This window comes from Corticimicrobacter sp. (assembly GCF_040137905.1).
In the GTDB taxonomy this organism is placed as follows: Bacteria; Pseudomonadota; Gammaproteobacteria; order Burkholderiales; family Burkholderiaceae_B; genus Corticimicrobacter.
Genome location: NZ_JBEFDG010000030.1, coordinates 12394 through 37701 on the forward strand (window position 1 = coordinate 12394; position 25308 = coordinate 37701).

Annotated in this window: 22 protein-coding genes, 1 pseudogene and 1 riboswitch; of the genes and pseudogenes, 11 read left to right on the top strand and 12 right to left on the bottom strand. The window is 62.4% G+C overall.

Features of this window, described 5'->3' with window-relative positions; genetic code table 11:
* The first annotated feature begins 42 nt into the window (after positions 1-42).
* Positions 43-813 (top strand): sulfite exporter TauE/SafE family protein, encoded by a 771-nt coding sequence (locus ABN482_RS04560; protein WP_502877237.1) that lies wholly within the window; start codon positions 43-45, stop codon positions 811-813.
* Here ABN482_RS04560 and ABN482_RS04565 read toward each other — a convergent pair.
* Together ABN482_RS04565 and ABN482_RS04570 are read right to left on the bottom strand one after the other, a co-directional pair.
* Positions 799-3216 (bottom strand): DUF3772 domain-containing protein, encoded by a 2418-nt coding sequence (locus tag ABN482_RS04565; protein ID WP_349502875.1) that lies wholly within the window; start codon positions 3214-3216, stop codon positions 799-801. The two genes, ABN482_RS04560 and ABN482_RS04565, sit on opposite strands and share 15 nt — an antisense overlap.
* Before the next feature lie 78 nt (positions 3217-3294).
* Positions 3295-3504, bottom strand: a complete 210-nt coding sequence (locus tag ABN482_RS04570) for a hypothetical protein (protein ID WP_349502876.1) — start codon at positions 3502-3504, stop codon at positions 3295-3297.
* Between the two features lie 84 nt (positions 3505-3588).
* On the opposite strand from ABN482_RS04570, the gene ABN482_RS04575 reads away from it, so the two are divergent.
* Positions 3589-4845, top strand: coding sequence for a TIGR03862 family flavoprotein (locus ABN482_RS04575; protein WP_349502877.1), 1257 nt, complete (start codon positions 3589-3591; stop codon positions 4843-4845).
* A 91-nt stretch (positions 4846-4936) separates the two neighbouring features.
* On the opposite strand, the gene ABN482_RS04580 is transcribed toward ABN482_RS04575, so the two are convergent.
* Positions 4937-6043 carry a branched-chain amino acid aminotransferase gene (locus ABN482_RS04580; protein WP_349502878.1) on the bottom strand — a complete coding sequence of 369 codons (1107 nt, stop codon included), beginning with the start codon at positions 6041-6043 and terminating at the stop codon, positions 4937-4939.
* 57 nt (positions 6044-6100) lie between these two features.
* Positions 6101-6769: a DedA family protein gene (locus tag ABN482_RS04585; RefSeq protein WP_349502879.1), complete on the bottom strand. Its 669-nt coding sequence runs from the start codon at positions 6767-6769 to the stop codon at positions 6101-6103.
* Between the two features lie 92 nt (positions 6770-6861).
* Here ABN482_RS04585 and ABN482_RS04590 point away from each other — a divergent pair, with 92 nt between their 5' ends.
* Entirely contained in the window at positions 6862-7377 is a 516-nt protein-coding gene (locus tag ABN482_RS04590) for a hypothetical protein (protein ID WP_349502880.1), read from the top strand.
* A 16-nt stretch (positions 7378-7393) separates the two neighbouring features.
* Here the strand turns inward: ABN482_RS04590 and gcvA are convergent, their stop codons facing one another.
* On the bottom strand, positions 7394-8284 hold the full coding sequence (gcvA, locus tag ABN482_RS04595) for a transcriptional regulator GcvA (RefSeq protein WP_349502881.1): 891 nt from the start codon (positions 8282-8284) through the stop codon (positions 7394-7396).
* A 129-nt stretch (positions 8285-8413) separates the two neighbouring features.
* Between gcvA and ABN482_RS04600 the strand changes: the two genes are divergently transcribed.
* The 3 genes from ABN482_RS04600 to ABN482_RS04610 are packed head-to-tail and all read left to right on the top strand — an operon-like array spanning position 8414 to position 11482.
* Complete coding sequence (locus tag ABN482_RS04600; protein ID WP_349502882.1) at positions 8414-9811, top strand: MFS transporter; 1398 nt, start codon at positions 8414-8416, stop codon at positions 9809-9811.
* Complete coding sequence (locus ABN482_RS04605; protein ID WP_349502883.1) at positions 9808-10431, top strand: glutathione S-transferase family protein; 624 nt, start codon at positions 9808-9810, stop codon at positions 10429-10431. Before ABN482_RS04600 ends, ABN482_RS04605 begins: the two co-directional genes overlap by 4 nt.
* A 13-nt stretch (positions 10432-10444) precedes the next feature.
* Positions 10445-11482, top strand: coding sequence for an LLM class oxidoreductase (locus ABN482_RS04610; RefSeq protein WP_349502979.1), 1038 nt, complete (start codon positions 10445-10447; stop codon positions 11480-11482).
* 41 nt (positions 11483-11523) lie between these two features.
* On the opposite strand, the gene mntP is transcribed toward ABN482_RS04610, so the two are convergent.
* The 3 genes from mntP to mfd form a co-directional block, all read right to left on the bottom strand.
* Positions 11524-12093, bottom strand: coding sequence for a manganese efflux pump MntP (gene mntP, locus ABN482_RS04615; protein ID WP_349502884.1), 570 nt, complete (start codon positions 12091-12093; stop codon positions 11524-11526).
* Positions 12094-12102: 9 nt separating this feature from the next.
* Positions 12103-12269, bottom strand: a riboswitch (yybP-ykoY riboswitch).
* A 189-nt stretch (positions 12270-12458) separates the two neighbouring features.
* Positions 12459-13322 carry a phosphoserine phosphatase SerB gene (serB, locus tag ABN482_RS04620; protein WP_349502885.1) on the bottom strand — a complete coding sequence of 288 codons (864 nt, stop codon included), beginning with the start codon at positions 13320-13322 and terminating at the stop codon, positions 12459-12461.
* Entirely contained in the window at positions 13319-16816 is a 3498-nt protein-coding gene (mfd, locus tag ABN482_RS04625) for a transcription-repair coupling factor (protein WP_349502886.1), read from the bottom strand. Before mfd ends, serB begins: the two co-directional genes overlap by 4 nt.
* 42 nt (positions 16817-16858) lie before the next feature.
* On the opposite strand from mfd, the gene ABN482_RS04630 reads away from it, so the two are divergent.
* Both ABN482_RS04630 and ispF read left to right on the top strand, forming a co-directional pair.
* Positions 16859-17599, top strand: a complete 741-nt coding sequence (locus tag ABN482_RS04630) for an IspD/TarI family cytidylyltransferase (RefSeq protein WP_502877238.1) — start codon at positions 16859-16861, stop codon at positions 17597-17599.
* Positions 17596-18093 (top strand): 2-C-methyl-D-erythritol 2,4-cyclodiphosphate synthase, encoded by a 498-nt coding sequence (gene ispF, locus ABN482_RS04635; RefSeq protein WP_349502981.1) that lies wholly within the window; start codon positions 17596-17598, stop codon positions 18091-18093. Before ABN482_RS04630 ends, ispF begins: the two co-directional genes overlap by 4 nt.
* 40 nt (positions 18094-18133) lie before the next feature.
* Here the strand turns inward: ispF and ABN482_RS04640 are convergent, their stop codons facing one another.
* Together ABN482_RS04640 and ompR are read right to left on the bottom strand one after the other, a co-directional pair.
* A complete protein-coding gene (locus tag ABN482_RS04640; RefSeq protein WP_349502887.1) occupies positions 18134-19483 on the bottom strand; it encodes an ATP-binding protein in 1350 nt (449 codons plus the stop codon).
* 54 nt (positions 19484-19537) lie between these two features.
* Positions 19538-20272, bottom strand: coding sequence for an osmolarity response regulator transcription factor OmpR (gene ompR, locus ABN482_RS04645; RefSeq protein WP_109060590.1), 735 nt, complete (start codon positions 20270-20272; stop codon positions 19538-19540).
* Positions 20273-20373: 101 nt separating this feature from the next.
* On the opposite strand from ompR, the pseudogene tsaB reads away from it, so the two are divergent.
* Positions 20374-21657, top strand: a pseudogene (gene tsaB / locus ABN482_RS04650) (tRNA (adenosine(37)-N6)-threonylcarbamoyltransferase complex dimerization subunit type 1 TsaB).
* On the top strand, positions 21654-22640 hold the full coding sequence (locus ABN482_RS04655) for a uracil-DNA glycosylase family protein (protein WP_349502888.1): 987 nt from the start codon (positions 21654-21656) through the stop codon (positions 22638-22640). The pseudogene tsaB and the gene ABN482_RS04655 overlap by 4 nt, the downstream one beginning before the upstream one ends.
* On the opposite strand, the gene ABN482_RS04660 is transcribed toward ABN482_RS04655, so the two are convergent.
* Positions 22637-23251 (bottom strand): short chain dehydrogenase, encoded by a 615-nt coding sequence (locus ABN482_RS04660; RefSeq protein WP_349502889.1) that lies wholly within the window; start codon positions 23249-23251, stop codon positions 22637-22639. The two genes, ABN482_RS04655 and ABN482_RS04660, sit on opposite strands and share 4 nt — an antisense overlap.
* 175 nt (positions 23252-23426) lie before the next feature.
* Here ABN482_RS04660 and ABN482_RS04665 point away from each other — a divergent pair, with 175 nt between their 5' ends.
* On the top strand, positions 23427-23966 hold the full coding sequence (locus tag ABN482_RS04665) for an AraC family transcriptional regulator (RefSeq protein WP_349502890.1): 540 nt from the start codon (positions 23427-23429) through the stop codon (positions 23964-23966).
* A gap of 31 nt (positions 23967-23997) precedes the next feature.
* Here the strand turns inward: ABN482_RS04665 and lplT are convergent, their stop codons facing one another.
* On the bottom strand, positions 23998-25302 hold the full coding sequence (lplT, locus tag ABN482_RS04670) for a lysophospholipid transporter LplT (RefSeq protein ID WP_349502891.1): 1305 nt from the start codon (positions 25300-25302) through the stop codon (positions 23998-24000).
* Positions 25303-25308 lie beyond the last annotated feature (6 nt).

Sequence of the window (25308 nt, forward strand, 5' to 3'; positions counted from 1 at the left end):
AGCGTACCATTCTAGGCCAATTTACATGGATGGGAGTGGCAGGTGAGTGTGGTGTGGGTGTTTGCAGCGTGTCTGGCGGCAGGCGCGCTGATCGGGTTTACCGGCGGCATGCTGGGGATCGGTGGTGGCCTGATCGCCATTCCTGCGCTGAGTCTGATCCTGGGCATGGACCAGCAACTGGCGCAGGGCACTTCCATCATCATGGTGTTGCCCGCCATCATCCTGACTGTGCGCAAGTACAACCAGCATGCGCGTATCGATTTTCGTGCGGCCATGGCGGGTGCCGTGACCTGCATCATGGCCTCGTGGGGAGGTGCCCACTTGGCGCTGGGTCTCGACCCTGTGACGCTGCGGCGCGGTTTTGCGGTATTCCTGGCAATCATCGGGGTGTTCTACGTCTGGCAGACATGCCGCCCGGCGCTGGCACAGGCGGCCGAGCCCGACCGGCCTGGCCGCCACCTCGGACCACGGCAGGCGGCAGTGCTGGGCGTGTTCGCCGGGGTGCTGGGTGGATTCTTCGGTGTTGGCGGCGGTGTGTTGGCAGTGCCACTGATGACGTCGATCTATGGACTCTCGCAGCGGGCAGCGCAGGGATTTGCCCTGAGCATGATCATCCCTGGAACAGCCATTGCGCTTGGTACCTATGCCTGGGCAGGGCAGGCCGACTGGTCGGTGGGCGTGCCACTGGCCATGGGCAGCCTGCTGTTCGTGCCGCAGGGGGTCAAGCTGGCCTACCGTCTGCCCGAAATCATGTTGCGCCGTCTCTTTGCCGTCATGCTGTTTGCGACGGTGGGTCTGCTATTCGTGGTCTGATGTCGGCTCTGGTGGCTGGGCCTGGCTGACCACGATGGAGGCCGGGCTGCTGAGCGGAATACCGGCTGCAGCCAGGCGTTCGAACACATCGAACAGAATTGCGCTGCGTGCTCCCGAGGCTGTGCGTGGCGAATTGACGTAGCCGGTTGCCTTGAAGACCAGGTTGCCGCTGCTGTTGATGTCTTCCAGTGTTACGGCAGGTGCCGGGGCCGGCAGGATGGCGGGGTGCTGGGAGAATGCCTCCAGCAGTACCGTACGCACGATGGCCGGGGAGACACTCAGCGGCAGCGGCAGGGTGAACTGGACCCGGCCCATGGCATGCTCGTGGGTGACGTTGCGCACGGCCTTGGTGATGAATTCCGAATTCGGCATGATGACGGTTGATCGATCACCCATCTGGATCTCAGTCGCCCGCACGTTGATGCGCTTGATGTCGCCCTCGATGCCGTTGAGGGAAACCCAGTCGCCGACCTTGACCGGACGCTCGGCCAGCATGATCAGACCGGATACGAAATTCTGTACGATGGCCTGCAGCCCGAAGCCGATCCCGACCGACAGCGCACTGGCGATCCAGGTGACCCGCTCGAAGCTGATACCGATGCTGCTCAGGGCCACCGAGAGGGCGATGACATAACCCATGTAGCCTGCCAGGGTGGTGATGGAGACCTGCAGCCCGCGATCCATGCGGGTGGCCGGCAAGAGGCGTTCTGCCAGCCAGCGCTGTACGGCCTTGACGGCGGCGATGCCCAGCAGCAGCACCAGAGCACCCTGCAGCAGCAGGCTGGGGCGGATATCGATGGTGCCAAGCTGGAAACTGCCACGCAACTGGCTGAAATAGCGCATCAGGTCGAGCGGCCCCTGTCCATAGGGGGCCAGCAGCAGCATGACTGTCAGGATGAAAATACCCAGTTGCAGGATGCCCGAGCAGAGGACGATGAACTGCTTGCTGCCGGCAGGCCTGGTCGCCTGGATGTCGCCATCGTCCTGTGCGGCGTGGGCGGCCCGCTCCGAGAGCAGGGCCGTGCTGTCGTTGATCGTGACCGACAGCAGGTAGGCCGCGCTCAGGATGACCACGACCCAGATCATCTGCCGGAGAATGAAACTGCCGAGTGCCACGTAGCCGATCAGCAGCAGTGCCACACTGATGATGAGCGCTGCCCAGGTCAGCGCGGCCAGGGCATGCTGCCAGCGAAATAGGACGCGGGCCAGCCAGGTGTTGTCGGTATCGTCCTGGAAGGGCTGGATGCCCTGATGGCGCAGCTTGCGCAGCCGCAGCAGCGCGTAGATGGCGGAAAGTGCGGTGGCCAGCGACAGGATCGAATTGAGCCAGACGGTCAGTGTCAGGCCCAGGCCCAGCCACTGGGCGGATTGCTCGATCAGCCAGCTCAGCACGATCAGCAAGGCACCGATCAGGGGCAGGGGTCGCAATGCGATGGCGGTGGCATCGTGCAGGGGGGGAAGACGCCAGGCCGGCTTGCTGGCCGACAGCAGTGCAATACCGAGGCCGGCTGCAAACCCGCCGAAGCCGACAATGCCGATGAAGCCCTGAATGGCATCACGTACCGGCAACGAGAAAGGATCATACCAACTGACGCCCAGGTTCAGTCCTTCCAGTACCAATACGGGGGCCAGCGTTGCCAGGCCGGTCAGCATCCAGGCGTGGGCAGCCCGCCGCAACCGGCGTGTGGGCAGGCGCGTGGCCGAGAGACGGTCCAGTCGCTTGCGCAGCCGGGTTTGCAGGACAAGGATGGCTCCGATCCACAGCAGGATGACCGCCCAGATCCAGATCGGTGTCGCCTTGATGCTGGTGCCGATGTCGGCAAGGATGGCCTGGGTGCGGCGCAGATCGGGGCGTTTTTCCTGCAGCAGGTCATGCCACAGGGTGCCGGAAACAATGGATGGCGTGCGCTGTCCCAGTTGGGCATGGAAGCGTTCACGACGGATGCTGGCGATTTTCTCCAGCACCTGATCGGTATCCAGGATGAGTACATTGACCAGGCTGGCCTGTGTCTGCAAGGCCGTCCGCTGGGCCTGCAACAGGGTTCGCTGGACTACCAGGTCTGCCGGTTCGTCGGCTCCAGCTTCGCCCAGGCCCGTCAGGCGGGTCTGCAGTCCATCAATCCGGCCAGGCAGGCTTTCGCTCAGGGTGACGGCTTCCGTCCGGATGGCCAGGGCGCGATCACGCAGCGCAAGCAAGTCGTTGTCGGGCAGGCTATCGCCGATATTCGTGGGCAATTCTGCGAATTGCTGCCTCAGATTGTCGTAGGCTGTTGCGGCATCCAGATCCTGGGCCACAGCGAACTGAGGCAGCAGGCAGAGCAGGAGTGTGACGAACAGGCAAGACAGGGCACGGTGCGCAGCACGCAGTGCCGACGTGTCCGCAGTCAGGAAAGAAACGGGCATGGTGGCAAAAAAGGCAGAGAGGCGGGTATCGGATTCAGGGAGCCTTGAGCACGACTCCTGTCGGACGGTTGATGCGCCCTAGCGTGGATCGTCGTCGCTGTCTTCGTACTCGATCTCGGCGAACATCTCGCGCAGCGACCGGGCACGGTCTTCGCGGAACGCACCACGATCGTGCAGCAGCAGATCCAGCGTGGCGTCGACGGGCCGGCGCGGGCGCGACGGCATCAGGTAGAACGTATACATGCGGCGCTGGTTCAGCTGGCGCATGTAGTGCATCAGGTGTCTCATGGCCTCTCCTTGCATGTGCTGCCCGGGCCGGCGTGGCCTGGGCAAGGTTATGATTATACGCTTGGGGTTTGCGGGGGTACCGAGTTGTCAGAAGATATTGGAAACGGCCGGCCGAAGGTCGCGGTGGTGGGAGCGGGGCCGGCAGGATTGATGGCGGCAGGCGATCTGGCGGCTGCCGGTTTTGCTGTTGAAGTGTTCGATGCCATGCCTTCGCCAGCCCGCAAGCTGTTGCTGGCCGGACGTGGCGGACTCAACCTGACCCATACCGAGCCCAGGGCCAGTTTCGAACGGCGCTACGAACCTTCGACGCCGGTGGCGGCCTGGCTCGATGTCTTCGATGCCGAAGCCTTGCGCAACTGGGCGCATGGGCTGGGGATCGAGACTTTCGTGGGTTCTTCGGGTCGGGTGTTCCCGGTCGGCATGAAGGCTGCGCCCTTGCTGCGCCAATGGCTGATACGGCTGGCAGAGGCCGGTGTCGTGCTGCACAGGCGTCACCGCTGGCAGGGATGGGACGAAAGCGGTGCATTGCAGTTCCAGACACCTGCTGGACCACGCAGCGTGCAGCCCCGGGCTGTGGTCCTGGCGCTGGGCGGTGGCAGTTGGCCGCGCATGGGCTCGGATGCCGCATGGGTACCCCTGTTACGGGAAAAGGGTGTAGAGATTGCGCCGCTGCTGGCATCCAATGCCGGCGTCAACCTGGACTGGAGCGATCATTTCAGGCAATTGCATGCCGGCCAGCCGCTCAAGGGCATTGCGCTGTCGGTTCAGGATCCTGCCCTGGCCCCTGCCTGGCGGCGGGGGGAGTGCATGGTGACACGTCATGGGCTGGAGGGAGGGCTGATCTATGCCCATTCGGCTCGAATCCGCGATGCCTTGCAGCAAGCAGGCCGGGCCTGGATCTGGCTGGACCTGCTGCCGCAACGCGATGCCGCCTGGGTGGCTGCGGAAGTGGCACGGCCACGCGGCGCGCGTTCCTGGTCATCGCACCTGCAGAGCCGGCTGGGTCTCAAGGGGGCCAGGATGGCGTTGCTGCGCGAGAGCCTTGGTGCCGAGGTCTATGCCGATCCGGCGCGATTGGCGGCCGGCATCAAGGCCTTGCCGTTGCAGATCGTGTCGATGCGTCCCCTGGAAGAGGCCATCAGTTCGGCTGGTGGGGTACGTTTTTCGGCGGTGGATACCGGCGGCATGCTGCATGCCTTGCCGGGTGTGTTCTGTGCCGGCGAAATGCTGGACTGGGATGCGCCGACCGGAGGCTATCTGCTGACCGCCAGCATGGCCAGCGGCAAGGTAGCGGCAGCAGGTGTACGTACCTGGTTAGCCGGGTTGAATGATGCGGTCTGAAGTGAAAATTAGCCAAAAGCAAAGGCCCCGGTTGCTGGATTGATATCCGGAAATCGGGGCCTTTGTGGCAGGTTTTGGTTCTGGGTCCTGATCAGGCCAGGCGTGTCAGCCAGCCGTAGCGGTCCGGGGCGCGGCCATGCTGGATATCGGTCAGTTCCTGGCGCAATGCCAGGGTGACCTTGCCGGCAGGCGCATCGGGATCGCCCACGGAAAAGTCGTGTCCCTTGAGTTGGCCGATTGGCGTGACCACCGCAGCCGTACCGCAGGCAAAGGCTTCGACGATGTCGCCGGATGCCACGCCTTCACGCCAGTCATCGATGCTGATGCGACGCTCTTCGACGGCATGGCCGCGATCGCGTGCCAGCTGGATGATGCTGGCGCGGGTCACGCCCTCGAGGATGCTGCCCGACAGTGCCGGCGTGAGCAGCGTGCCATCCTTGCGTACCAGGAACAGGTTCATGCCGCCCAGTTCTTCCAGATACTTGTTTTCCACCGCATCCAGGAACAGAACCTGCGAGCAGCCATTGGCGTAGGCTTCCTGCTGGGGCAGCAGCGAGGCTGCATAGTTGCCGCCGCACTTGGCTGCGCCCGTACCGCCACGCCCGGCACGTGTGTAGTCGCTCGACAGCCAGATCGATACCGGTGCCACGCCCTTGGCGAAGTAGGCACCTGCCGGGCTGGCGATCACATAATAGGCAGCGCGTTGCGCGGCACGTACGCCCAGGAAGCTTTCGTTGGCGATGGTGAAGGGGCGCAGGTACAGGCTGGTTTCGGGTGCGGAGGGTACCCAGGCCTGATCGACCTGGACCAGTTGGCGGATCGATTCCACGAACAGGTCGACCGGCAGTTCGGGCAGGGCCAGGCGATGGGCCGAGCGCTGCAGGCGGGCACCGTTGGCTTCGGGACGGAAGGTCCAGACTGAACCGTCGGCGTGGCGATAGGCCTTCAGGCCTTCGAAGATTTCCTGGCCGTAATGCAGGACTGACGAAGCGGGATCGAGCTGCAGGGGACCGTAGGGCTGGATGCGTGCATCATGCCAGCCTTGTTCGACGCTCCAGTCGATGGCCGCCATGTGATCCGTGAAATGCTTGCCGAAACCGGGGTTGACGAGAATGTCCGCACGTTCGCCGTCGGGGCGGGGGTGCGCAGTGCGCTTGATGCTGAAAGCCAGGGACGGCTGGGCGGTGTCGGTACTCATGATGCGGTTCCGTCAGGAGGAAGGGAGGAAACGTTTAGTGTATTCCAAACTGGAGGCTCAGGTGCGCTGTTGGCGCTGGGCCCGGCGTACGCGGATGAACTGGATCACACCGGGCATGACCGACAGGATGATGATCGCGACGATCAGCAGGCTGAGATTGTTCTGCACGATGGGCAGATTGCCGAACAGGTAGCCTGCATAGACGAACAGCAGGACCCAGAGCAGCGCACCGATTACGTTGTAGAGCAGGAAAGTGCGGTAGTGCATCGAACCCATGCCGGCCACGAACGGCGCGAACGTGCGCACGATGGGCATGAACCGGGCAATGATGATGGTGGCCTTGCCGTGCCTTTCGTAGAACAACTGCGCCATCGTCAGGTGCTTGCGCTTGAAAATACGCGAGTCGGGATTGCTGAAAAGAATATGGCCGAAGTGCTTGCCGATGGTGTAGTTGACGGCGTCGCCGGCAATGGCTGCAACCAGCAGCAGCGCGGCGATCAGGTGGACATTGAGCGGTGTGTCCGGCAGGGCGGACAGTGCCCCGGTCACGAACAGCAGGGAGTCGCCCGGCAGCAGTGGCGTAACGACCAGCCCGGTCTCGCAGAAAATGATCAGGAACAGGATCGCATAGATCCAGTTGCCATAGGAGGCGATCAGTTCGGGAAGGTGAACGTCGATATGCAGGATGAAATCGAACAACTGCATGAAGAAATCAACGATTTGCATGGAAGCGCGGAGATGGGAGAATGATGGGATCGAATACCAATGGAGCGTACGCGATGCAGTTTTCCGGGTTATCGCTGGATCACAGGACCGCAATGGAGCAGGCGAGCCGCTTGCCGGGCGATGGGCAGGGCCGCGAGGCGGGTGCGCTGTTGCATGTCGGTGTCGAGCAAAGCATTATTGTGACAGGAAAAGGCGCTGCTTTGGAAACCTTTGTGCTGGCTGGTGCCGGTGTCGGGGCACTGACCCGGAACTGGGGTGACGGCTGGCCCAATGCCGGGCAGATGGAGCAGGCCATCGCCGATGTCGAGGACAGCATCATGGCGACCACCGCAGTGCCTGCTGGTGGCAAGGACTTGCTGTACCAGGGGGACTGCACCGCACAGATGCGGGCAATGGCAGGCCTGCCGGCCGATGCCCTGCTTGTCGGGGCGCTACCGCGCGAGCGTATCGAACTGTGGTTCGGCGATCTGGCTGCGGCCATCGAGGGCAGCCTCACGGCCCGCCGTGGGTTGCCCGAAGGTGGGGTGTTCGCGGCTACGCTGCTGGTCATTCGCGAATGCATGCATCATCTGGACTACGGTACGTTGCTGGTGTCGTCCCGAGGCTGAGGCCACGGCGCGTTGCTCAGGTCGATGCCTGCGCTTCTTCCCTGATCCAGTCTGCGAACGCCTGGACTTCCGGGCGCTGCATGGCCCCTGCAAGCGTCACCAGATAATAGGCGAAGCGCGCCGGCCAAGGCTTGTCCAGCACCTGCACCAGACGCCCGTCGGCTATTTCCTCGCGTGCATATTCCTGCGGCACCAGGGCCAGTCCTTGACCCGCTGCGGCCGCCCGGATCAGTAGGTAGTCGTCCTCGAACGCCGTGCCGCGCTCGGCACGCGGGTCATCCGCCACATCATGCGCCGCAAACCACAGTGGCCAGTCCGCTCGATCGCTATCGTGCAGAAGCGGGTAGCCCAGACAGTCTTCCGGTTCCCTGAGGCGCGGATTGCCCGCGACCAGGTCCGGGCAGGCCACCGGCACCAGCACGGGGGCCATCAGGCGCGTGCTTTCAAGGCCAGGGTAATTGCCCAGCCCGTGCCGCAGTGCCACGTCTACCCGGTCACGGCGCAGGTCCACCAGGGCTGACGTCGCTTCGACGCGTACCTCGATCTGTGGATGTCGCGCATTGAAACGTCCCAGTCGAGGCACCAGCCAGGATGCCGCAAAGGTGGCGACGGTACTGACAGTCAGCTTCTGGCGTTCCTTGAGTACGTCCAGCGTATCCATGGCTGTATCGATCTGCGTGAACGCTTCGAGCAGCGCAGGATGGACGCTGGCAGCCGCTTCGGTCAGGCGCAAGCCCTGTCGTTCCCGCATGAACAGGGCCATCCCGAGCCGCTCTTCCAGCAATCGGATCTGCTGACTGACGGCACCCGAGGTGACGTGCAGGGCTTGGGCAGCGGCCTTGATGCTGCCCCGCTGACCGACTTCTACAAAGGTGCGCAGCGCTTGCAGAGGGACTGAGGTTGCCATCTGATTTAGTTTTCCTAAATAAGAGAAGCAAAAATGATCGCTTCTGATTTTTTATGAATAAGGCCATGATAACGAAAATTTAGTTTTCATGTGATTATTTAGTAAACCTATATTAATTGGACTGTCCTCATGACTCATCCGCATTGGCGGCTATGCCTGATCCTGCTGTGCACTACGCAATTCGTTGCATTGCTCGACTTTTCCATCACCATGATTCCTCTGCCTCAGATTCAGCAGAGCCTGGGTTTCACACCGGGAGGGCTGCAGTGGGTCATCAATGCGTATGGCGTAGCCATTGCAGGCTTTCTGCTGCTGGGGGGCCGAGCGGCTGATATGTTTGGCCGGCGGCGCGTATTCCTGATCGGATTGACGCTCTTTACGGCAGGTTCGTTGCTGGGCGGGTTTTCACACAGTCCGGCGATGTTGATTGCCACCCGCGCCATGCAGGGCTTGGGGGCTGCAATGTTTTCTCCGGCTGCATTTTCGCTGCTGCTGACGGTTTTTTCCGATCCGCAGCAACGCAACCGGGCGCTGGGTGCGTGGACGGCCGTGGCGGCCAGTGGGTTCGTGGCAGGCCTGATCCTGGGGGGCGTCATCACGGATCTGCTGGGGTGGCGCTGGGTGCTGTGGATCAATGTGCCGGTCGGCATGCTGGCCATCGCCCTGTCGGGGGTGCTGCCCATCGGCAAGCCAGATGCCCGGACCGCATCCGGACATCTGGATATATGGGGCGCAGTGCTGGTTGCCAGTGGTGCCGCCACGCTGGTTTTCGCTTTTGCCAATAGTGAGCATGTCGGCCTGGCCTCTGCCGAGACCTTCGGGCTGGTTCTGCTGGCGCTGATCCTGCTGGCGGGGTTCGTGCGCGTGGAAAGCAAGGTCGAATCCCCATTGATGCCGCTGCCGATTTTCTGGCGGCGCTCGACAGGAGGGGCGAACCTTGTTTCCTTGCTGGCCAATACCGCATTGGGGCCGACGTTTGTGGTGGTCGCTCTCTATATGCAGGAAGTATTGGGCTTTACTGCCACGCAGACCGGACTGGGACTGCTGCCGATGGCAATGGCCTTCACGCTCTCCAGCGCCTGGGGCGGGCCTGCCCTGATCGCCAGAACGGGCACCAGGCCAGTCATCCTTGGTGGCATGGTGCTGTTTATCGGTGGGCTGGCATTGCTGGGCGCATCGTTGTTGGCAGATGCCTCATGGAGTACATCCATTTTACCGGGGACCTTGCTCGCGGGTATTGGCTACGGCGTCGCTTTTCCTGCCTGGACAGTGGCAGGCATCGAGGGCGTCGAGGCGGCCGATCATGGATTGGCGGGCGGCATGCTCACCACGACCCAGGAAGTCGGCTCGGCGGTAGGGCTGGCAGTCGGTGTTGCGGTCAGCATTGCCGTACTTGCCAGCGGCGGCAGCGCTGCTCAGGGCTTCAGCTACGCCATCCTGATTTCTGCCTGCATGGTTCTGGTGGGGCTGGTCTGCGCGACAGCCATCCTGCCGGGGCAAACCACCCGTTCGGGAGTTACGCGATGATTGATCTCTATACCGACAGTTCGCCCAATGGTTTCAAGACGACCATTGCCCTGGAAGAACTGGGACTGCCTTACAGGTTGCAGCATGTCCGGATCGAGGCTGGCGAGCATCGGCAGCCGGCGTTCCTGGCCCTGAATCCGCATGGACGTATCCCGGCCATCACCGATGATGAAACCGGTATCACGTTGTTCGAATCGGCCGCCATTCTGCTGTATTTGGCCGAGAAGACTGGCCGGTTGCTGCCGCAAGCGCCGGTAGCGCGCTGGGAGGCGATCAAGTGGCTGCAATTTCACTCGTCCAGCGTTGGTCCGATCATCGGGCAGCGTGTGCATTTCGAACTGTTTGCCGAGGGCAGGGTGCCGGCTGCCATCGAGCGCTACCGGTATCTGACCGAAGACGCATTCGCCGTGCTGGATAGTCGTCTGGCCCGGCATCCCTACCTGGCCGGGGAGGCGTACTCCATTGCCGATATTGCGCACTTCGGCTGGACACATATTGCCAGAATCATCGGCTTTGATTTCAGCAAGCACCGGTACATGAGCGCCTGGCATGAGCGCGTGGCGCAGCGACCTGCCGTACGCAAGGGCGTCACGCTGCCTGCACCTGCGACCGGCGCATAAGGAGGCCGTCATGATGGACACTACAGCCATGATTCCCGCAATCCAGGGCGCATCATTTTCAGCGTTCCAGAGCCATCCCGGCTACTGTCGCATGTTTATGCCCGATCACCTGACCCTCGGCATTTTTCTGCCGCTGCGTTTTTACGAAGGCGACATGCAGGTGCTGGCCGGGCAGGCAGAACTGGTGGAGCGGATCGATCGCCATGATTTTGCCGCCGTATGGGTGCGCGATGTTCCCTTGTTCGATCCGATGTTTGGCGATGCCGGACAGGTGTTCGATCCCTTCACGTACCTGGCCTTTCTCGCTGCGCGGACGAAGAGAGTGGCACTGGCAACGGGCAGTGTCATTTTCTCTCTGCGTCATCCGATTGACTTGGCCAAGGCATCGGCTACCATCGACCAGCTCTCGGGAGGGCGCCTGGTGATGGGCATCGCTTCGGGCGACCGGCCTATCGAGTTTCCGGCCTATGGGTTGAAACATGCGGACCGTGGTGAACGCTTCGCGCAGGCGGTCACGTATTTTCGCCAGCTCATGCAGGCCGGCAGCCTGGTGATGGATTCACCACTGGGGCACTTCGACGCTGCCGAGTTCCTGCCCAAGCCTGCCGCCGGGTCGATACCGCTGATTGTCACCAGTTCGTCGGGGCAGTCGCTGGCCTGGATTGCCGAACAGGCGGATGGCTGGCTGACCTATCCCGACGCTACGCATACGCCCAATGGGCCGCGGCGTCTGGCCGAGAAAATCCGTGCCTGGCGCGCATTGATCCCCGATGGCGGGTTTCGGCCGCACATGACGAATGAATGGCTGGATCTGGTCGACGACCCTGACTATCCGCGCACGCCTCAGCAGGGTGGGTACATCCTGCGCACCGGGCGCAATGGCCTGATTGCCCTGCTGGAGGAATGGCAGGCGGCGGGAGTCAACCATGCCGCGCTGGGGATACAGTTCTCGGAGCGGCCTGCTGCCGAGGTGATTCAGGAATTGGCTGAAGACGTCCTGCCGTTTTTCCCGACGCATCAGGGACTGCCGGCGCTTGCCGCGGCCTGGTAGTGACATGAAAGCAAGCCGCCTCGAAAAAGGTGGCGCATGTCTTATGCAGCAGGCAGCAGATGTTCTTTCAGGATGACCGCGCCGATCACGATGAGCAGCACGCCGCCCAGGATTTCTGCCTGCCGCCCGGCCAGCTTGCCGAGTACGCGTCCCAGCAGAACGCCCAGGGTGGTCATGGTGAACGTGGCCATGCCAATTGCGATGGCAGCCGGGATGATGGGCACATCCAGGAAGGCCAGTCCCACACCGATGGCGAAAGCATCGATGCTGGTGGCGATGCCGGTCACGGCCAGCACCCAGAAAGGATGGCGTTGCAGCACGACAGGTTCGCCAGAGGCCGGGCGTGCGCCCGACAGGATCATGCGGCCACCCAGGAAGCACAGCAGCACGAAGGCGATCCAGTGATCCCAGTGGCTGACGTATTGGGCGGCAGTCTGGCCAAGCAGCCAGCCCAGCAGCGGGGTGATGAATTCGATGACACCGAAGATCAGGCCGATGCGCATGGCTTCGCGCAGGCCGGGACGATTCAGCGCCGTGCCTTTGCCGATGGCAGCGGCAAAGGCATCCATGGACATGCCGAAGGCCAGCAGGGTGACGGGTAGGGTAATCATGAGGGTGCTTCCTGGTCTGGGGCGGATACCACGACACACCGCGCCCCTGACCGGTAGCTCGGTACGTCGATGGTCTCGCCAAGCCGGACTGCTGCCCATGCCATGATGCATCGAGGCGCATCAAGTATGTTGACATGGGCGCTTTCAATGCTGAAAGCAGGCTACTCCCCATAAGACGGCCGAAGTGTAGCATGCACATCGCCGGTTTTTGCAATAGCCTGCAAATTGTGCGGAAATGAGCATGACTTAAATCAAATTGACCGATCTTAAAAGTAAATGATCTGGAATCTCATTTGCACGTATAGCTTTTGCTCTACTCGTCGCCAGGCCGCATGGTGCCTGGATCGGTGCCTTTTCATTCTGTCTCAGTTGCCTTCGAACCAGTTCAATACGCCATCGAGGCCAGCATGATCCAGTGCGTAGGCAGCCTGTGCCCGTACAACGGGCTTGGCGCGCCAGGCGACCGAAAATGCGGCATGTTCCATCATCAGCAGATCGTTGGCACCATCCCCCATGGCGATGACCTGATGGCGTTCGGCTTCCAGTCGAGCGGCCAGTGCCAGCAGGTGGCGCGCCTTTGCAGCACCGTCGAGGATGTCGCCCAGCACGCGTCCAGTCAGCTTGCCATCGATGATTTCCAGTGTGTTGGCATGGGTTTCGTCCAATCCCAGGCGTTCCTGCAGGCGCTCGGTGAAGAATGTGAAGCCGCCCGATACCAGCAGGGTCTTCAGGCCTGCCGCGCGGGCACCTGCCAGCAGGTTTTCCGCACCGGCGTTCAGGCGCAGGCGTTCTTCATAGATACGCTCAAGGATGCTGGCGGGGACGCCTTCGAGCAGCGCCACACGTCGTGTGAGGCTATCGGAAAAGTCCTTGATCTCGCCGCGCATGGCGGCCTCGGTAATGGACTTGACCTGGTCGCCGCGGCCCGACAGGGCGGCGATCTCATCGATGCATTCGATGTTGATCAGGGTGGAGTCCATGTCCATGGCCAGGATGCGGCAACTGGCCAGGCTGCGGCCTGCGGGGATGAAGGCAAAGTCCAGGCTGCGCGTGGCGCACCAGTCGCGGATCTGCCGGCGCGTGTCGGTATCATGCTCGACATCGAGCAGGCGTACCGCCGTGGCATTGATGCGCTGCGCACCCTGTGCGCTGGCGAGTGCGGCGGCGTGTTCGGCCAGATTGTGATCGAGTCCGGGGGCCTGAATGACGAGATGGTGAGCAGTGGTCATGACGGGACGGATGATTTAAAGGGGGAAAGGGTCTGTATGACATCAAGAATGGCGCGTACGCGATCCTTGATGTTGGGTGCGGTCAGTTCGATGCGCAGCTTTTCCTGTCCGGAGAAACGGATGTGGCGCCGTTTCTGCACCAGTTCGATCAGGATCACAGGATCGATGGGCGCATCCGGGCGGAACTGGATCAGGGCCTGACTTTCGCTGGCATCGATGCGGATGATGCCCAGCGGCTGGGCGGCGATGCGCAAGCGGTGCGTGGCGATCAGGTTCTCGGCGGGCGGTGGCAGCTTGCCGAATCGGTCTATCAGTTCTTCCTGCAGACGCAGCAGGTCATCGTGATTCGCAACGTGCGCCAGTCGCTTGTACAGGCCCAGCCGTGCCGGGATGTCGGCGCAGTAATCCGCCGGCAGCAGGGCAGGTGCGTGCAGGTTGACCTCGCAGGCAGTCGCAAAGGGCGCATCCAGGTCTGGCTCCTGCCCCGACTTGAGGGCGCGTACCGCCTCGTTGAGCATGTCGGTGTACATCGAGAAGCCGACTTCCTGGATATTGCCCGATTGCGATTCGCCCAGGATTTCGCCTGCCCCCCGGATTTCCAGATCGTGCATGGCCAGGTAGAAGCCGGAACCCAGTTCTTCCATTGCCTGGATCGCTTCCAGCCGCTTCTTGGCATTGCCGGTAATGGCATCCTCGCCCGGTGTCAGCATGTAGGCATAGGCCTGGTGGTGGGACCGGCCGACGCGTCCGCGCAACTGGTGCAACTGCGCCAGGCCGAATTTGTCGGCGCGATGGATGATGATGGTATTGGCACTGGGCACGTCGATGCCGGTCTCGATGATGGTGGTACACAGCAGCACATTGAACCGTTGCTGGTAGAAGCCTTTCATCACGGCTTCGAGTTCGCGCTCCGGCATCTGGCCGTGGGCGACGCCGATACGCGCTTCGGGTACCAGCTCCTCGAGGCGGGCGCGGCGGTTGTGGATGGTCTCGACTTCGTTGTGCAGGAAATAGGCCTGGCCGCCCCGCTTGAGTTCGCGCAGCAGCGCTTCGCGGATGGTACTGCCATCTTCGCGACGTACGAAGGTCTTGATCGCCAGCCGCTTTTGCGGTGCCGTGGCAATGACCGAGAAATCGCGCACGCCTTCGAGCGACATGCCCAGGGTGCGGGGAATGGGGGTAGCCGTCAGGGTCAGGATATCGACCTCGGCCCGCAATGCCTTGAGGGCTTCCTTCTGGCGTACGCCGAAACGGTGTTCCTCATCGATGATGACCAGCCCGAGTCGCTTGAAGCGAATGTCCCTCGACAGGATCTTGTGCGTGCCGACCACGATATCGACGGTGCCGTCGTTGATGCCTTCGATGGCGGCCGAGATTTCCTTGGCAGAGCGAAAGCGTGACAGCTCGACGATCTTGACCGGCCAGTCGGCAAAGCGGTCGGCCAGGGTCTGGGCATGCTGTTCGGCCAGCAGTGTGGTCGGGCACAGCAGTGCCACCTGCTTGCTGTTGGCGATGGCCAGGAAGGCAGCGCGCAGTGCCACTTCGGTCTTGCCAAAGCCGACGTCGCCGCAGACCAGGCGATCCATGGGCTGGCCGGAAGTCATGTCGTGCATGACCGCCTCGATGGCGGCAGCCTGGTCGGGTGTTTCCTCGAAACCGAAGCCTTCGGTAAATGCCTGGTAGTCAGACAGCGGCAGATTGAAGGCATAGCCTTCGCGGGCTGCACGGCGAGCGTACAGGTCGAGCAGTTCGGCGGCGGCGTCGCGTGCCTGTCGGGCTGCCTTGCGGCGTGACTTCTCCCATTGACCCGAACCCAGATGATGCAGCGGTGCCGCCTCGGGGTCGGCACCGCTGTAGCGGGAGATGACATGGAGCTGCGAGACCGGCACATACAGCGTGCTGCCCTGGGCGTATTCCAGGTGCAGGCATTCCATTTCCCCGGAACCCAGGTCCAGATTGACCAGCCCCTGGTAACGGCCGATACCGTGTTGTACATGCACCACGGCATCGCCGGGACGCAGTTCGGAGAGGTCGCGCACCATGGCATCGACACTGCTGGTGCTTTCCGCGCTGCGCCTGGCACGGCGGCGCGTGCCGCCGGCCTGGCTGGGATAGAGGTCGTTTTCAGTCAGGAACAGCAGCGAACCGCCATCCAGCCCGAACCCCGTCGTCAGAGGGGCGACGGTCAGACCGAAAGTGGTGGGCGCCTGCAGGAAGTCATGCAGGGCATCGGTCTGTATCTGTGGTGCCAGATTGTGGCCGGCCAGCATCTGGGCGAGCGTTTCCCTGCGCCCGGCAGAGTCGGCGCACAACAGGATGTGCTGGCCGTGATCCAGCGCGATATCGATGAGTTCACGCAGTCTGAGCAGCGGATCGGCGGCGCGATGCAGGACCGCGACATCGGGCAGGGCGGAGAAGCCGGCCGCAGGCGCGGCGGCAGCTTCATCGGAGGCCAGCACCAGGCGGCCAAAGCGCTTGAGCAGGGTGTGAAAGCCCTCGCTGTCGAGGAACAGTTCGCCGGGGGGCAGGATGGGGCGTTCGCGGTCGCTCTTGAGAAACTGGTAGCGGCTCTGGGTGTCGGCCCCGAATCGCAGGATGGCACCTTCGGCGTGCCCCAGGGAAACCATCATGGCCTGTTCGTCGAGATAGTCGAACAGGGTGGCCGTCTGGTCGAAAAACAGCGGCAGGTAGTATTCGATGCCCGCAAAGGCAATGCCGTGGCCGACATCCCGGTATGGGACTGCCTTGGACGGATCGCCTTCGAACACTTCCCTGAAGCGGCTGCGGAAATGCGTGCGTGCGGCTTCGTCAAGCGGAAACTCGCGGCCGGGCAGCAACTGGACTTCCTTGACCGGATAAATGCTGCGCTGGGTGTCGATATCGAAGCTGCGGATGCTTTCGATCTCGTCATCGAACAGGTCCAGCCGGTAAGGCAGGGCCGAGCCCATCGGGAACAGATCGATCAGGCTGCCCCGGATGCAGAATTCACCGGGCGCAGTCACCTGGGTGACGTGCTCGTAGTTGGCCAGCGTGAGCTGGTCGCGCAGAGCCTGCTCATTGAGCCGGTCACCCTGGCGGAACGAAAACGTGTAGGCAGCCAGGAATGCGGCGGGCGGCAGCCGGTACAGGGCGGTCGTGACCGGTACGGTCAGGATATCAACCTCGCGGCGCATCAGCGCGTGCAAGGTATGCAGCCGTTCCGAAACCAGATCCTGGTGCGGCGAAAAGCCGTCGTAGGGCAGGGTTTCCCAATCGGGAAACTGGCGCACGCGCAGGCCAGGCTCGAAAAGCCGGATTTCGTCGGTCAGCCGTTGCGCATCGCGCGGGTCTTCGCACAGGACGACGATCAGCTTGCGGCGGTGCTGGCCCAGCTTGGCCAGCAGCCAGGCATCACCGGAACCGGGCGGCCGGGGCTGTATGTGACGCGTGCCGGGCTTGAGCGTACACAGGGTTTCCAGGCCGGGAAGGGAAGGGGCAAGGGCGTGAGTCTGCATCAGGGCTGGAATTATAATGCGGCGCGCAGGTATGATTGCGGCATGATACAGACAAGCATGACCGAAGGGCGCATCATCGCCCTGGTGCCGGCGGCCGGCGTAGGGGCGCGGGCATTGAGGCCGGACGAACCGGCCCGACCCAAGCAATATCGCCTTCTCGATGGGCAGGCGGTATTGCGGCGTACCGTGCTGGCACTGCTGGCGGAGCCGCGCATTGCCGCTGTGCGGGTCGTGGTGGCACCCGATGATGCCCTGGCGGCAGAGGTGCTGGCTGGTTTGCCCCGGACCGAATGCCTGCCGTGCGGTGGCGCAACCCGGGCGGATACAGTAGAGCAGGGATTGCTGCAAGGCGACTGGCGCGAGGACGATTGGGCGCTGGTGCATGATGCGGCCAGACCTGGCCTGCCACTTGAGGCCCTGGCCCGCCTGATAGATACCTGCCTGGAGGCCGGCCGGGGTGGACTGCTGGCCCTGCCGGTGGCCGATACGGTCAAGCGCGAAACGTCGCCCGAAGGCGGGGCGCTGACCGCGCCCGCCGCACACTCGGTGGCGGCCACATTGCCTCGCGAGGGACTGTGGCTGGCGCAGACGCCGCAACTCTTTCCGGCCGCGCAGCTTTTGCAGGCGCTGCAGCAGGCACGCCTGTCAGGCCTGCTGGTGACTGATGAAGCCTCTGCCGTCGAGGCCCTGCAGGTCCAGCCCCTGCTGGTGCCGGGGGCCATGGCCAACATGAAGCTGACCTGGCCGGCTGATTTCGAATGGATGGAAAAATGGATATCCTGAATGTGCCTTTCCGTGTCGGACAAGGTTTTGACGTGCATGCGCTGGTCGAAGGTCGTCCGCTGATCATCGGCGGCGTTACGATCCCGCATACCCACGGACTCAAGGGGCACTCCGATGCCGATGTCCTGCTGCATGCCCTGACCGATGCGGTGCTGGGTGGTGCGGCTCTTGGAGATATCGGGCGGCATTTTCCCGATACGGATCCGGCCTATGCCGGCGCCGACAGCCGGGTACTGTTGCGCGCTGCCTATGCCAAAGTCAGGGAAGCCGGCTGGCAGGTGGTAAACATCGATGCCACCATTCATGCTCAGGCTCCCAAGATCGGTCCGCATGCGCCCGCCATGGTGGCGAATATCGCGACAGATCTCGGTATTCCGGAGTCGGTCGTGAACATCAAGGGCAAGACCAACGAGCACTTGGGGTATCTGGGCCGCAAGGAAGGGATCGCGGTCACTGCGGTGGCCTTGCTGGCACGGGTGCAGGCCTCTGATTGATATATAGGGCAGTGATCTGCCCCTGTCTGCGCAGCCTGGCTCAGGCTGCCGGCAATTCGATCCGCGCCAGTAGCCCACCGCCTGGGTTGCTCAACAGCTTGAGGCTGCCGCCCGCATGTGTCAGCAGGCGTTCCACGATGGCCAGACCGAGCCCTGCGCCGCTCACGCCAGTGCGAGCGGACTCTCCGCGCGAGAAAGGCCGCAACAGGCGCTCGATATCATCCGGCCGGATACCCGGACCCTGATCGCTGACGTCCAGGATGAGCCGGTTGCCTTCACTTTGCAGGCTGACCTTGATCAGCATCTGGCCATCGCTGTTGCGGCCATAGCGACGGGCATTTTCGATCAGGTTGCTGACGGCACGGGTCAGGTCCAGGGGAGAGACACGGGCAAACAGGCCCGGAGAAATGGAAGACCTCAACTCGCCACCCAGCGTGGCAGTATGGCTACGCTCGCGCTCCAGCATTTCCGACAGGATGGTCGAAACATTGCTGGCTTCGCTGGGCTGCAGGCTGGGGGGGCGGGCATACTCCATCAACTGGCCGATGCTGTGGTCGATCTGCGCCAGATCATCATCGATGGCGGCACGCGCCTCTTCGGAGATGCCGCTCATCTCGATTTCCAGGCGCATGCGAGTGAGCGGTGTGCGCAGGTCGTGCGAAATCCCGGCCAGCATGATCTCGCGGTCAGTCTGGGTCTGCTGGATGTCGCGTGCCATGCGGTTGAAGCTGGCATTGAGATCGCGGATTTCCTTGGGACCGGTCTCTGGCAGCATGGCCGGGGCATGGCCACGCGACAGAATCTGTGCCGCCTTGGCCAGACGTGACAACGGGCGGTTGACAAAACCCACGCTGACGGCGGCACCGATCAGTGACAGCAGCAGTGCTGTGGCACCCCAGCCAACCCACTCGATACCCCGGCTTGGTTCGATCTGTTCCCGCTCGAAGACCAGCCAGTAGGCGGCATCGTCGACCTGGAAACCGACCCAGAATCCGGGAATACTGTTGACCGTCCAGGAAACATAGGTGTCCGGGCCGTAGCGCTCACGGATATTGGAGGCGACACGCAGCCAGAACTCGTCATTCGGGATGGGTTGAGCGAAATCGGTGGTATTGCGAGGATAGACCTGGATGCCTTCGTTGGTGGCCAGGTCGAGCAGCAACTGGCTGTGATCGCTGTCGGGGATGTGGGCCAGTGCCGTACGCGTGATGTTGATGGCGGTTGCGACGCGTTGTGCCATCTGGCTGGCACGCGGACCGACTTCCATGCTGAAGAACACCTGCAGCCAGGCCAGCAGGCTGACCAACATCAGGGCAACGAGCAGTAGAAAGGTACGCCCGAACAGGCCGATATTGGCGTGCGCGCGGGCGCGATTCAGTATATTCGGCATCTGTGCAGGGAGGAGAATCCCGGCGCATGCGCGCCGGGTGTGTCAGGCGTTGTGTCAGACGCCGCCGTCGGGCACGAAGACATAGCCCAGACCCCAGACGGTCTGGATGAAGACCGGCTTGGACGGGTTGGGTTCGATCAGCTTGCGCAGGCGTGAGATCTGTACGTCGAGACTGCGGTCAAAGGCCTCGTATTCGCGGCCACGAGCCAGTTCCATCAGCTTGTCGCGGGAGAGCGGAATCTTGGGATGGCGGGCGAAGACCTTCAGCACCGAGAATTCACCGGTGGTGATGGGGATCTGCTCGCCGTCCTTGCTCAATGTACGGGTGGACAGGTTCAGGGTGTAGGGACCGAAAACGATGGATTCGTTTTCCTGGCTGGGGGCACCGGGATGTTCCTCGGTGCCGCGACGGCGCAGGATGGCATTGATCCGGGCCAGCAGTTCGCGGGGATTGAAGGGCTTGGACAGGTAGTCGTCGGCCCCCATTTCAAGACCGACGATGCGGTCGATTTCCTCGGCCTTGGCTGTGAGCATGATAATAGGCGTATTATCATGCCCACCGCGCAGACGGCGGCAGATGGACAGGCCGTCTTCACCGGGGAGCATCAGATCCAGCACGAGCAGGTCGAAATGCTCACGTTGCCAGAGTTTGCCCATTTCTTTTGCGTCTTCGGCCACGAACACGGTAAAACCCTGTTCGGACAGATAGCGGCGCAGCAGATCGCGCAGACGGGGATCATCGTCGACGATGAGGACTTTGCGTGCGGGAGGTGTGTTTTGTGTGCTCATGGGCCAAATGTAACAGCGGTCCAAAACGTGCGCTAGGCCTGCGTCGCAATATCTTACATTTTTTGCCGTCATACGACTCAATTTATCGACATATTTTCTTTATGAAACCTAATATCCTGGCTATCGAATCATCTGGTAACAGCTGTGGCGTCGCGCTGCTGCGTCCGGATGCCTCGGGAGCACCCACAATCAGCGTGTTGCACCATGACGGTATGCGTGAGCATGCCGAGCATTTGCTGCCGATGGCGACTCGCCTGCTGGGCGAGGCAGGATTGCGGCCTGCCGACCTCGATGCAGTGGCGTTCGGTCAGGGGCCGGGAGGCTTTACGGGATTGCGCGTGGCATGCGGCGTGGCACAGGGTATGGCGATGTCGCTGGATATCCCCGTCTTGCCGATCGTGTCGCACCGTGCAGTGGCCGAAGCGGCCGCACGTGTCTGTGAGGCTTTGCCTGGGCGGGTGGATGTGGTCGTGGCACTTGATGCCAGGATGAACGAGACCTATATGGCTGCCTATCGGCGCGAGGCACCCGGCGCTGGCTGGCTGTGCTTGCAGATGCCCGAGCTGGTGGCAGTACATGATCTGGCTGAATGGATTGCCGTGCGCCGCACTGGCTGGGGCAATGGCTCGGACTGCATGCCTTCTCTGTGGCTGGCCGGTGATGCCTGGGACATGCCTGATGCCGTACGGCCTGTCGATGTGGCAGATCGTGTCGAGCAGGCACTGCATCCGGAAGTGGCCAGCGTGGCGCGACTGGCCTGGCTGGACTGGCAGGCGGGCGTGCGGGTGGCCCCCGAAGATGCTGCGCCGCTCTATGTCAGGGACAAGGTCGCTTTCACGACTCATGAGCGTGCCCAGGGCCAGGGAGGCAATCCCCGTGCGATTGCAGTGACGGGGGGCTGAGCAATGGCGGGCATGTCCGTTGCGTGGCGACCCGCCGTCATGACGGAGCGGGATCTCGATGCCGTGGCTGCGCTGGAGGCGCGGGTGCAGGCATTTCCTTGGTCGCGCGGCAATTTTGCCGATTCGCTGGGTGCCGGGTACGAAGCCTGGGTATTGCGCCATGAGGAGATACCCGTCGCCTTTGCCGTCCTGATGTATGCGCCGGACGTAGCCCATCTGCTGAGCATTGCCGTGCACCCTGCCTGGCAGGGGCAGGGGCTGGGTCGGATCCTGATGGACTGGTGTATCCTGCTGGCTGCGCAACGGCAACTGCCCGTGCTGCTGGAGGTGCGTCGTTCCAATGAACGGGCACGTGCTTTCTATGCGCGCCGCGGCTTCAGGCAGATCGGCATCCGCAAGGGCTATTATCCTGCCGGCGAGGGAATGCGTGAAGATGCGCATGTATTGCAATTGGATGACTCGGAATCGGATAACGGAGAATGACAGGCTTGGATCAGACGCCGGGAGCAACGGCAGGGCAGGTGTCGGCACCGCCATCCGGCCGTTTTGTGGTGGGAGGCCTGCAACAGGCCTGGTTGCGCGAACTGGGTGTAGGCCGTATCTGGCTGCCATCGGTGCCGCGTACCACTGCGGTGGTACGGCCTTCGCCTGAGGCGGCGGCAACGACCAGTGGACAGGCGGTAAGAACGGCTCGAGAGACGGCCGGCGCAGCAGCGCAGGCGAGACAGCCGGCCCATGCAGTTGCTGAATCGCACCCCGCCGGGGCCGAGCGCAGCCGTGCGCAGGCTGTTGCCATGGCAGGCGTCAAGCGTGCCGCCTCTCCCCGTGCCGCACAATCCAGCGTGGCTTCCGGGGAAACAGTATCAGCCCGGCAGGAACGACGCACGGATCTGGCTGCTTTGTCATTGGCAGACCTGCGCCAGGTGGTGACCGATTGCGGAGCCTGCGAACTGGGGCAGCGCCGTCGCCATGCGGTTTTCGGCATGGGGGTGGAACAGGCCACCTGGATGGTCATCGGTGAAGCGCCAGGAGAGCAGGAAGATCGTCAGGGCCTGCCGTTCGTGGGGCGTTCCGGGCAACTGCTGGATGCCATGCTGGCCTCGGTGGGGCATGGACGCGACAAGGACGTGTTCATTGCCAATGTCATCAAATGCCGTCCACCGGGCAACCGCAATCCACGTCCGGATGAGATCGATGCCTGCAGCGGCTATCTGTTCCGCCAGATCGAACTGATCCGCCCGGCGGCCATCCTGATCCTGGGACGTTTCGCGGCCCAGACACTGTTGCGGTCGCAGGAGCCTGTCAGTCGGCTGCGCGGCAAGGTCCACCAGATCGAGGTGGCCGGTACCCGCATACCGGCCGTGGTCAGCTATCACCCGGCCTACCTGCTGCGCAGTCCGCAGGAAAAAGTGCGTTCATGGGAAGACCTGCAGCGATTGGCTGCGCTTTCTGTGCCGCGCACTTAATTGTCGCGCGACCAGCCGATCCGGTAGATGCGTCCGGTTTGCGCGCCTTCCACGCTTTTTGCATAGCCCAGGGCGACATCGCGGGCGGGGGCTGGCTTGAAACCTCGGAAGAACGGGGCGTATCTTCCCAGCGCCTCCTCGACCACGGTCGGGCTGACGGCATTGATACGAATGCCGCGTGGCAACTCGATGGCTGCGCCGCGTACAAAGCCCTCGATTCCGCCATTGACCAGTGCGGCGCTGATTCCCTGTCGGATGGGATTTTCGTTGAGCAGGCCGCTGGTGAGCGTGAACGAGCCGCCGTCGCGGATATGCGCAAGGCCCAGCATCACCAGGTTGACCTGTCCCATGAGCTTGTCGCGCAAGCCCAGATCGAACTGCTCGGCCGTGAACTCCGTGAGAGGGCCGAAATGCACGGTACCGGTCGTGCTGACCAGCGCATCGAAGGGACCGATATCTGCATAAAGGCGTCGGATCGAATCGGGATCGGCAATGTCCGCGTGTTGGTCGCCACTGTTGCGCCCTACCGGGATGATGTCATGGCGTTGGCCGAGTTCGGCGTGCACGGCCTTGCCGATGGTGCCGGTCGCGCCGATGAGGATGATTTTCATATATGTCGCTCCTGTGTCGATGGGGGTGCAGTGATGGCGTTTCAGATCACGCGTCGATTCTCCGGTCTTGTCCTGCCAGCAGACCGATGAATGTCAGTCCCAGGATGATGCCTGAACCTGTGCCCAGGCTGTGTGGATGGTGCCGCCAAACCATGCAGTGTGGATTCCGGGGGGCATGTTGCACAGCAACCGTGTGACCGACAATGCCCGTCTCTGTTTCCTGTTTGTCGAACCGGGATCTGCGTTGATGCCTGAGAAATGCTGCACCTTGGCCATCAGTCCGATGATGCGAGAATTGATCCTGTATCTGGCCGTACAAGGGCCGGACTATCCCAGGGATGGTGCAGCAGGGCGTGTGGCTGCGGTTCTGCTCGAGCAGTTGTATCTTCCGGTGTCGGATCATCCGAGGATCCGGCACCTTGCCGATGCCCTGGTCATGGATCCAGCCGATCGCAGTACGCTTGCTCAGTGGGCAGGGAAACTGGCCATGAGCGAACGTTCGCTGGCGCGATTGTTGAAAAGAGAGACGGGACTGACGTTCGGGCGGTGGCGGCAGCAGCTCCACCTGATCATCGCCCTGCAGCAGCTTGCGGCCGGGCGACCGGTCCAGCAAGTGGCAGGCAATCTTGGCTATGACTCGGTGACGGCGTTCATCACCATGTTCAAGAAAGCCCTGGGACGGCCCCCTGCGCAGTATTTTGCCGCCTTGTCGTAGCGGTCAGAAACCGGGCAGGAGGTTTTCCTGGCTATAGTGCGCTGCCGTGCCCGGTTTTGCCGATCTCGCCATGCAGGCGGGGGTCGGCAGCCAGATTGAGCTTGCTCCAGCGCATGAAGACCAGCATCAGCACAGCCACCAGCACGCCGAAGATGATGATGATGGTGTTGATCGGGATGTCGAGGCGCAACATCAGGCTGTACATCGCCACCATCAGCAGGATGTTCAACTGCTCATTGAAGTTCTGTACGGCAATCGAGTGGCCGGCCGAAAGCAGGAAGTGTCCGCGGTGCTGCAGCAAGGCATTCATCGGCACCACGAAAAAGCCCGACAGGGTGCCGATCAGCAGCAGCAGCGCATATACGCTCCAGGTCGATTTGACGATGGGCATCAGCAATACGGCCAGCCCCATCAGCACGCCGACCGGCAGCACGGCCAGGGCGCGTTGCAGCGGAATGCGGCCCGCCAGGATGGAGCCCACCACGATCCCCACGGCCGTCACGCCCATCAGCATGGCTGCGTGGTCGATGGCATAGCCCAGGTGAACTTCGCCCCACTTGATGACGATGAGCTGCAAGGTGGCACCGGCCCCCCAGAACAGCGTCGTCACTGCCAGCGATATCTGTCCCAGCTTGTCACGCCAGAGGATGACCACATAGCTCAGGAAAATACGCATCAGGCGCATCGGGTTTTTCTGCTGACGAGGATACCGTACCCCGGTATCCGGGATGAGCAGGTTGCAGCCGGCAGCAGTCAGGTAGACACAGGCAATGATCAGGATGGCCGCTTCGCTGGAGGTGTGTACCCAGGTTGACAGCCAGGGGTGTTCCAGCAGCCATTCCGAGACCTGGGGCGATACCAGAAAGCCGCCCAGCACCATGCCCAGGATGACTGATAGAACTGTCAGTCCTTCGATCCAGCTGTTGCCCTTGACCAGCAGAGAGGGGGGCAGCATCTCGGTGACGATGCCGTACTTGGCTGGGGAATAGGCAGCCGCACCGATACCGACCAGTGCGTAGGCACTACAGACCAGCCAGACCTGTCGCTGGGAGTCATCAAATTGCAGGCCGGCACACAAAAACATCATCAGGCAACCAACGACCTTGATTGCGTTGGTGGCGAACATGACGCGGCCCTTGGGAAAGGAGTCGGCAATCGCACCTACGTAGGCTGCCAGCAGCACGTATGAAAGGGCGAAGACCCACTTGACCATGGGAGCCATCCAGTCGGGACCATGCAGCAACTGGATCAGTGCGATCGCAACGATGAACAGCGCATTGTCGGCCAGCGATGAAAAGAACTGCGCGGCCATGACGAGGTAGAAATTTCTTTTCAAGCAGCG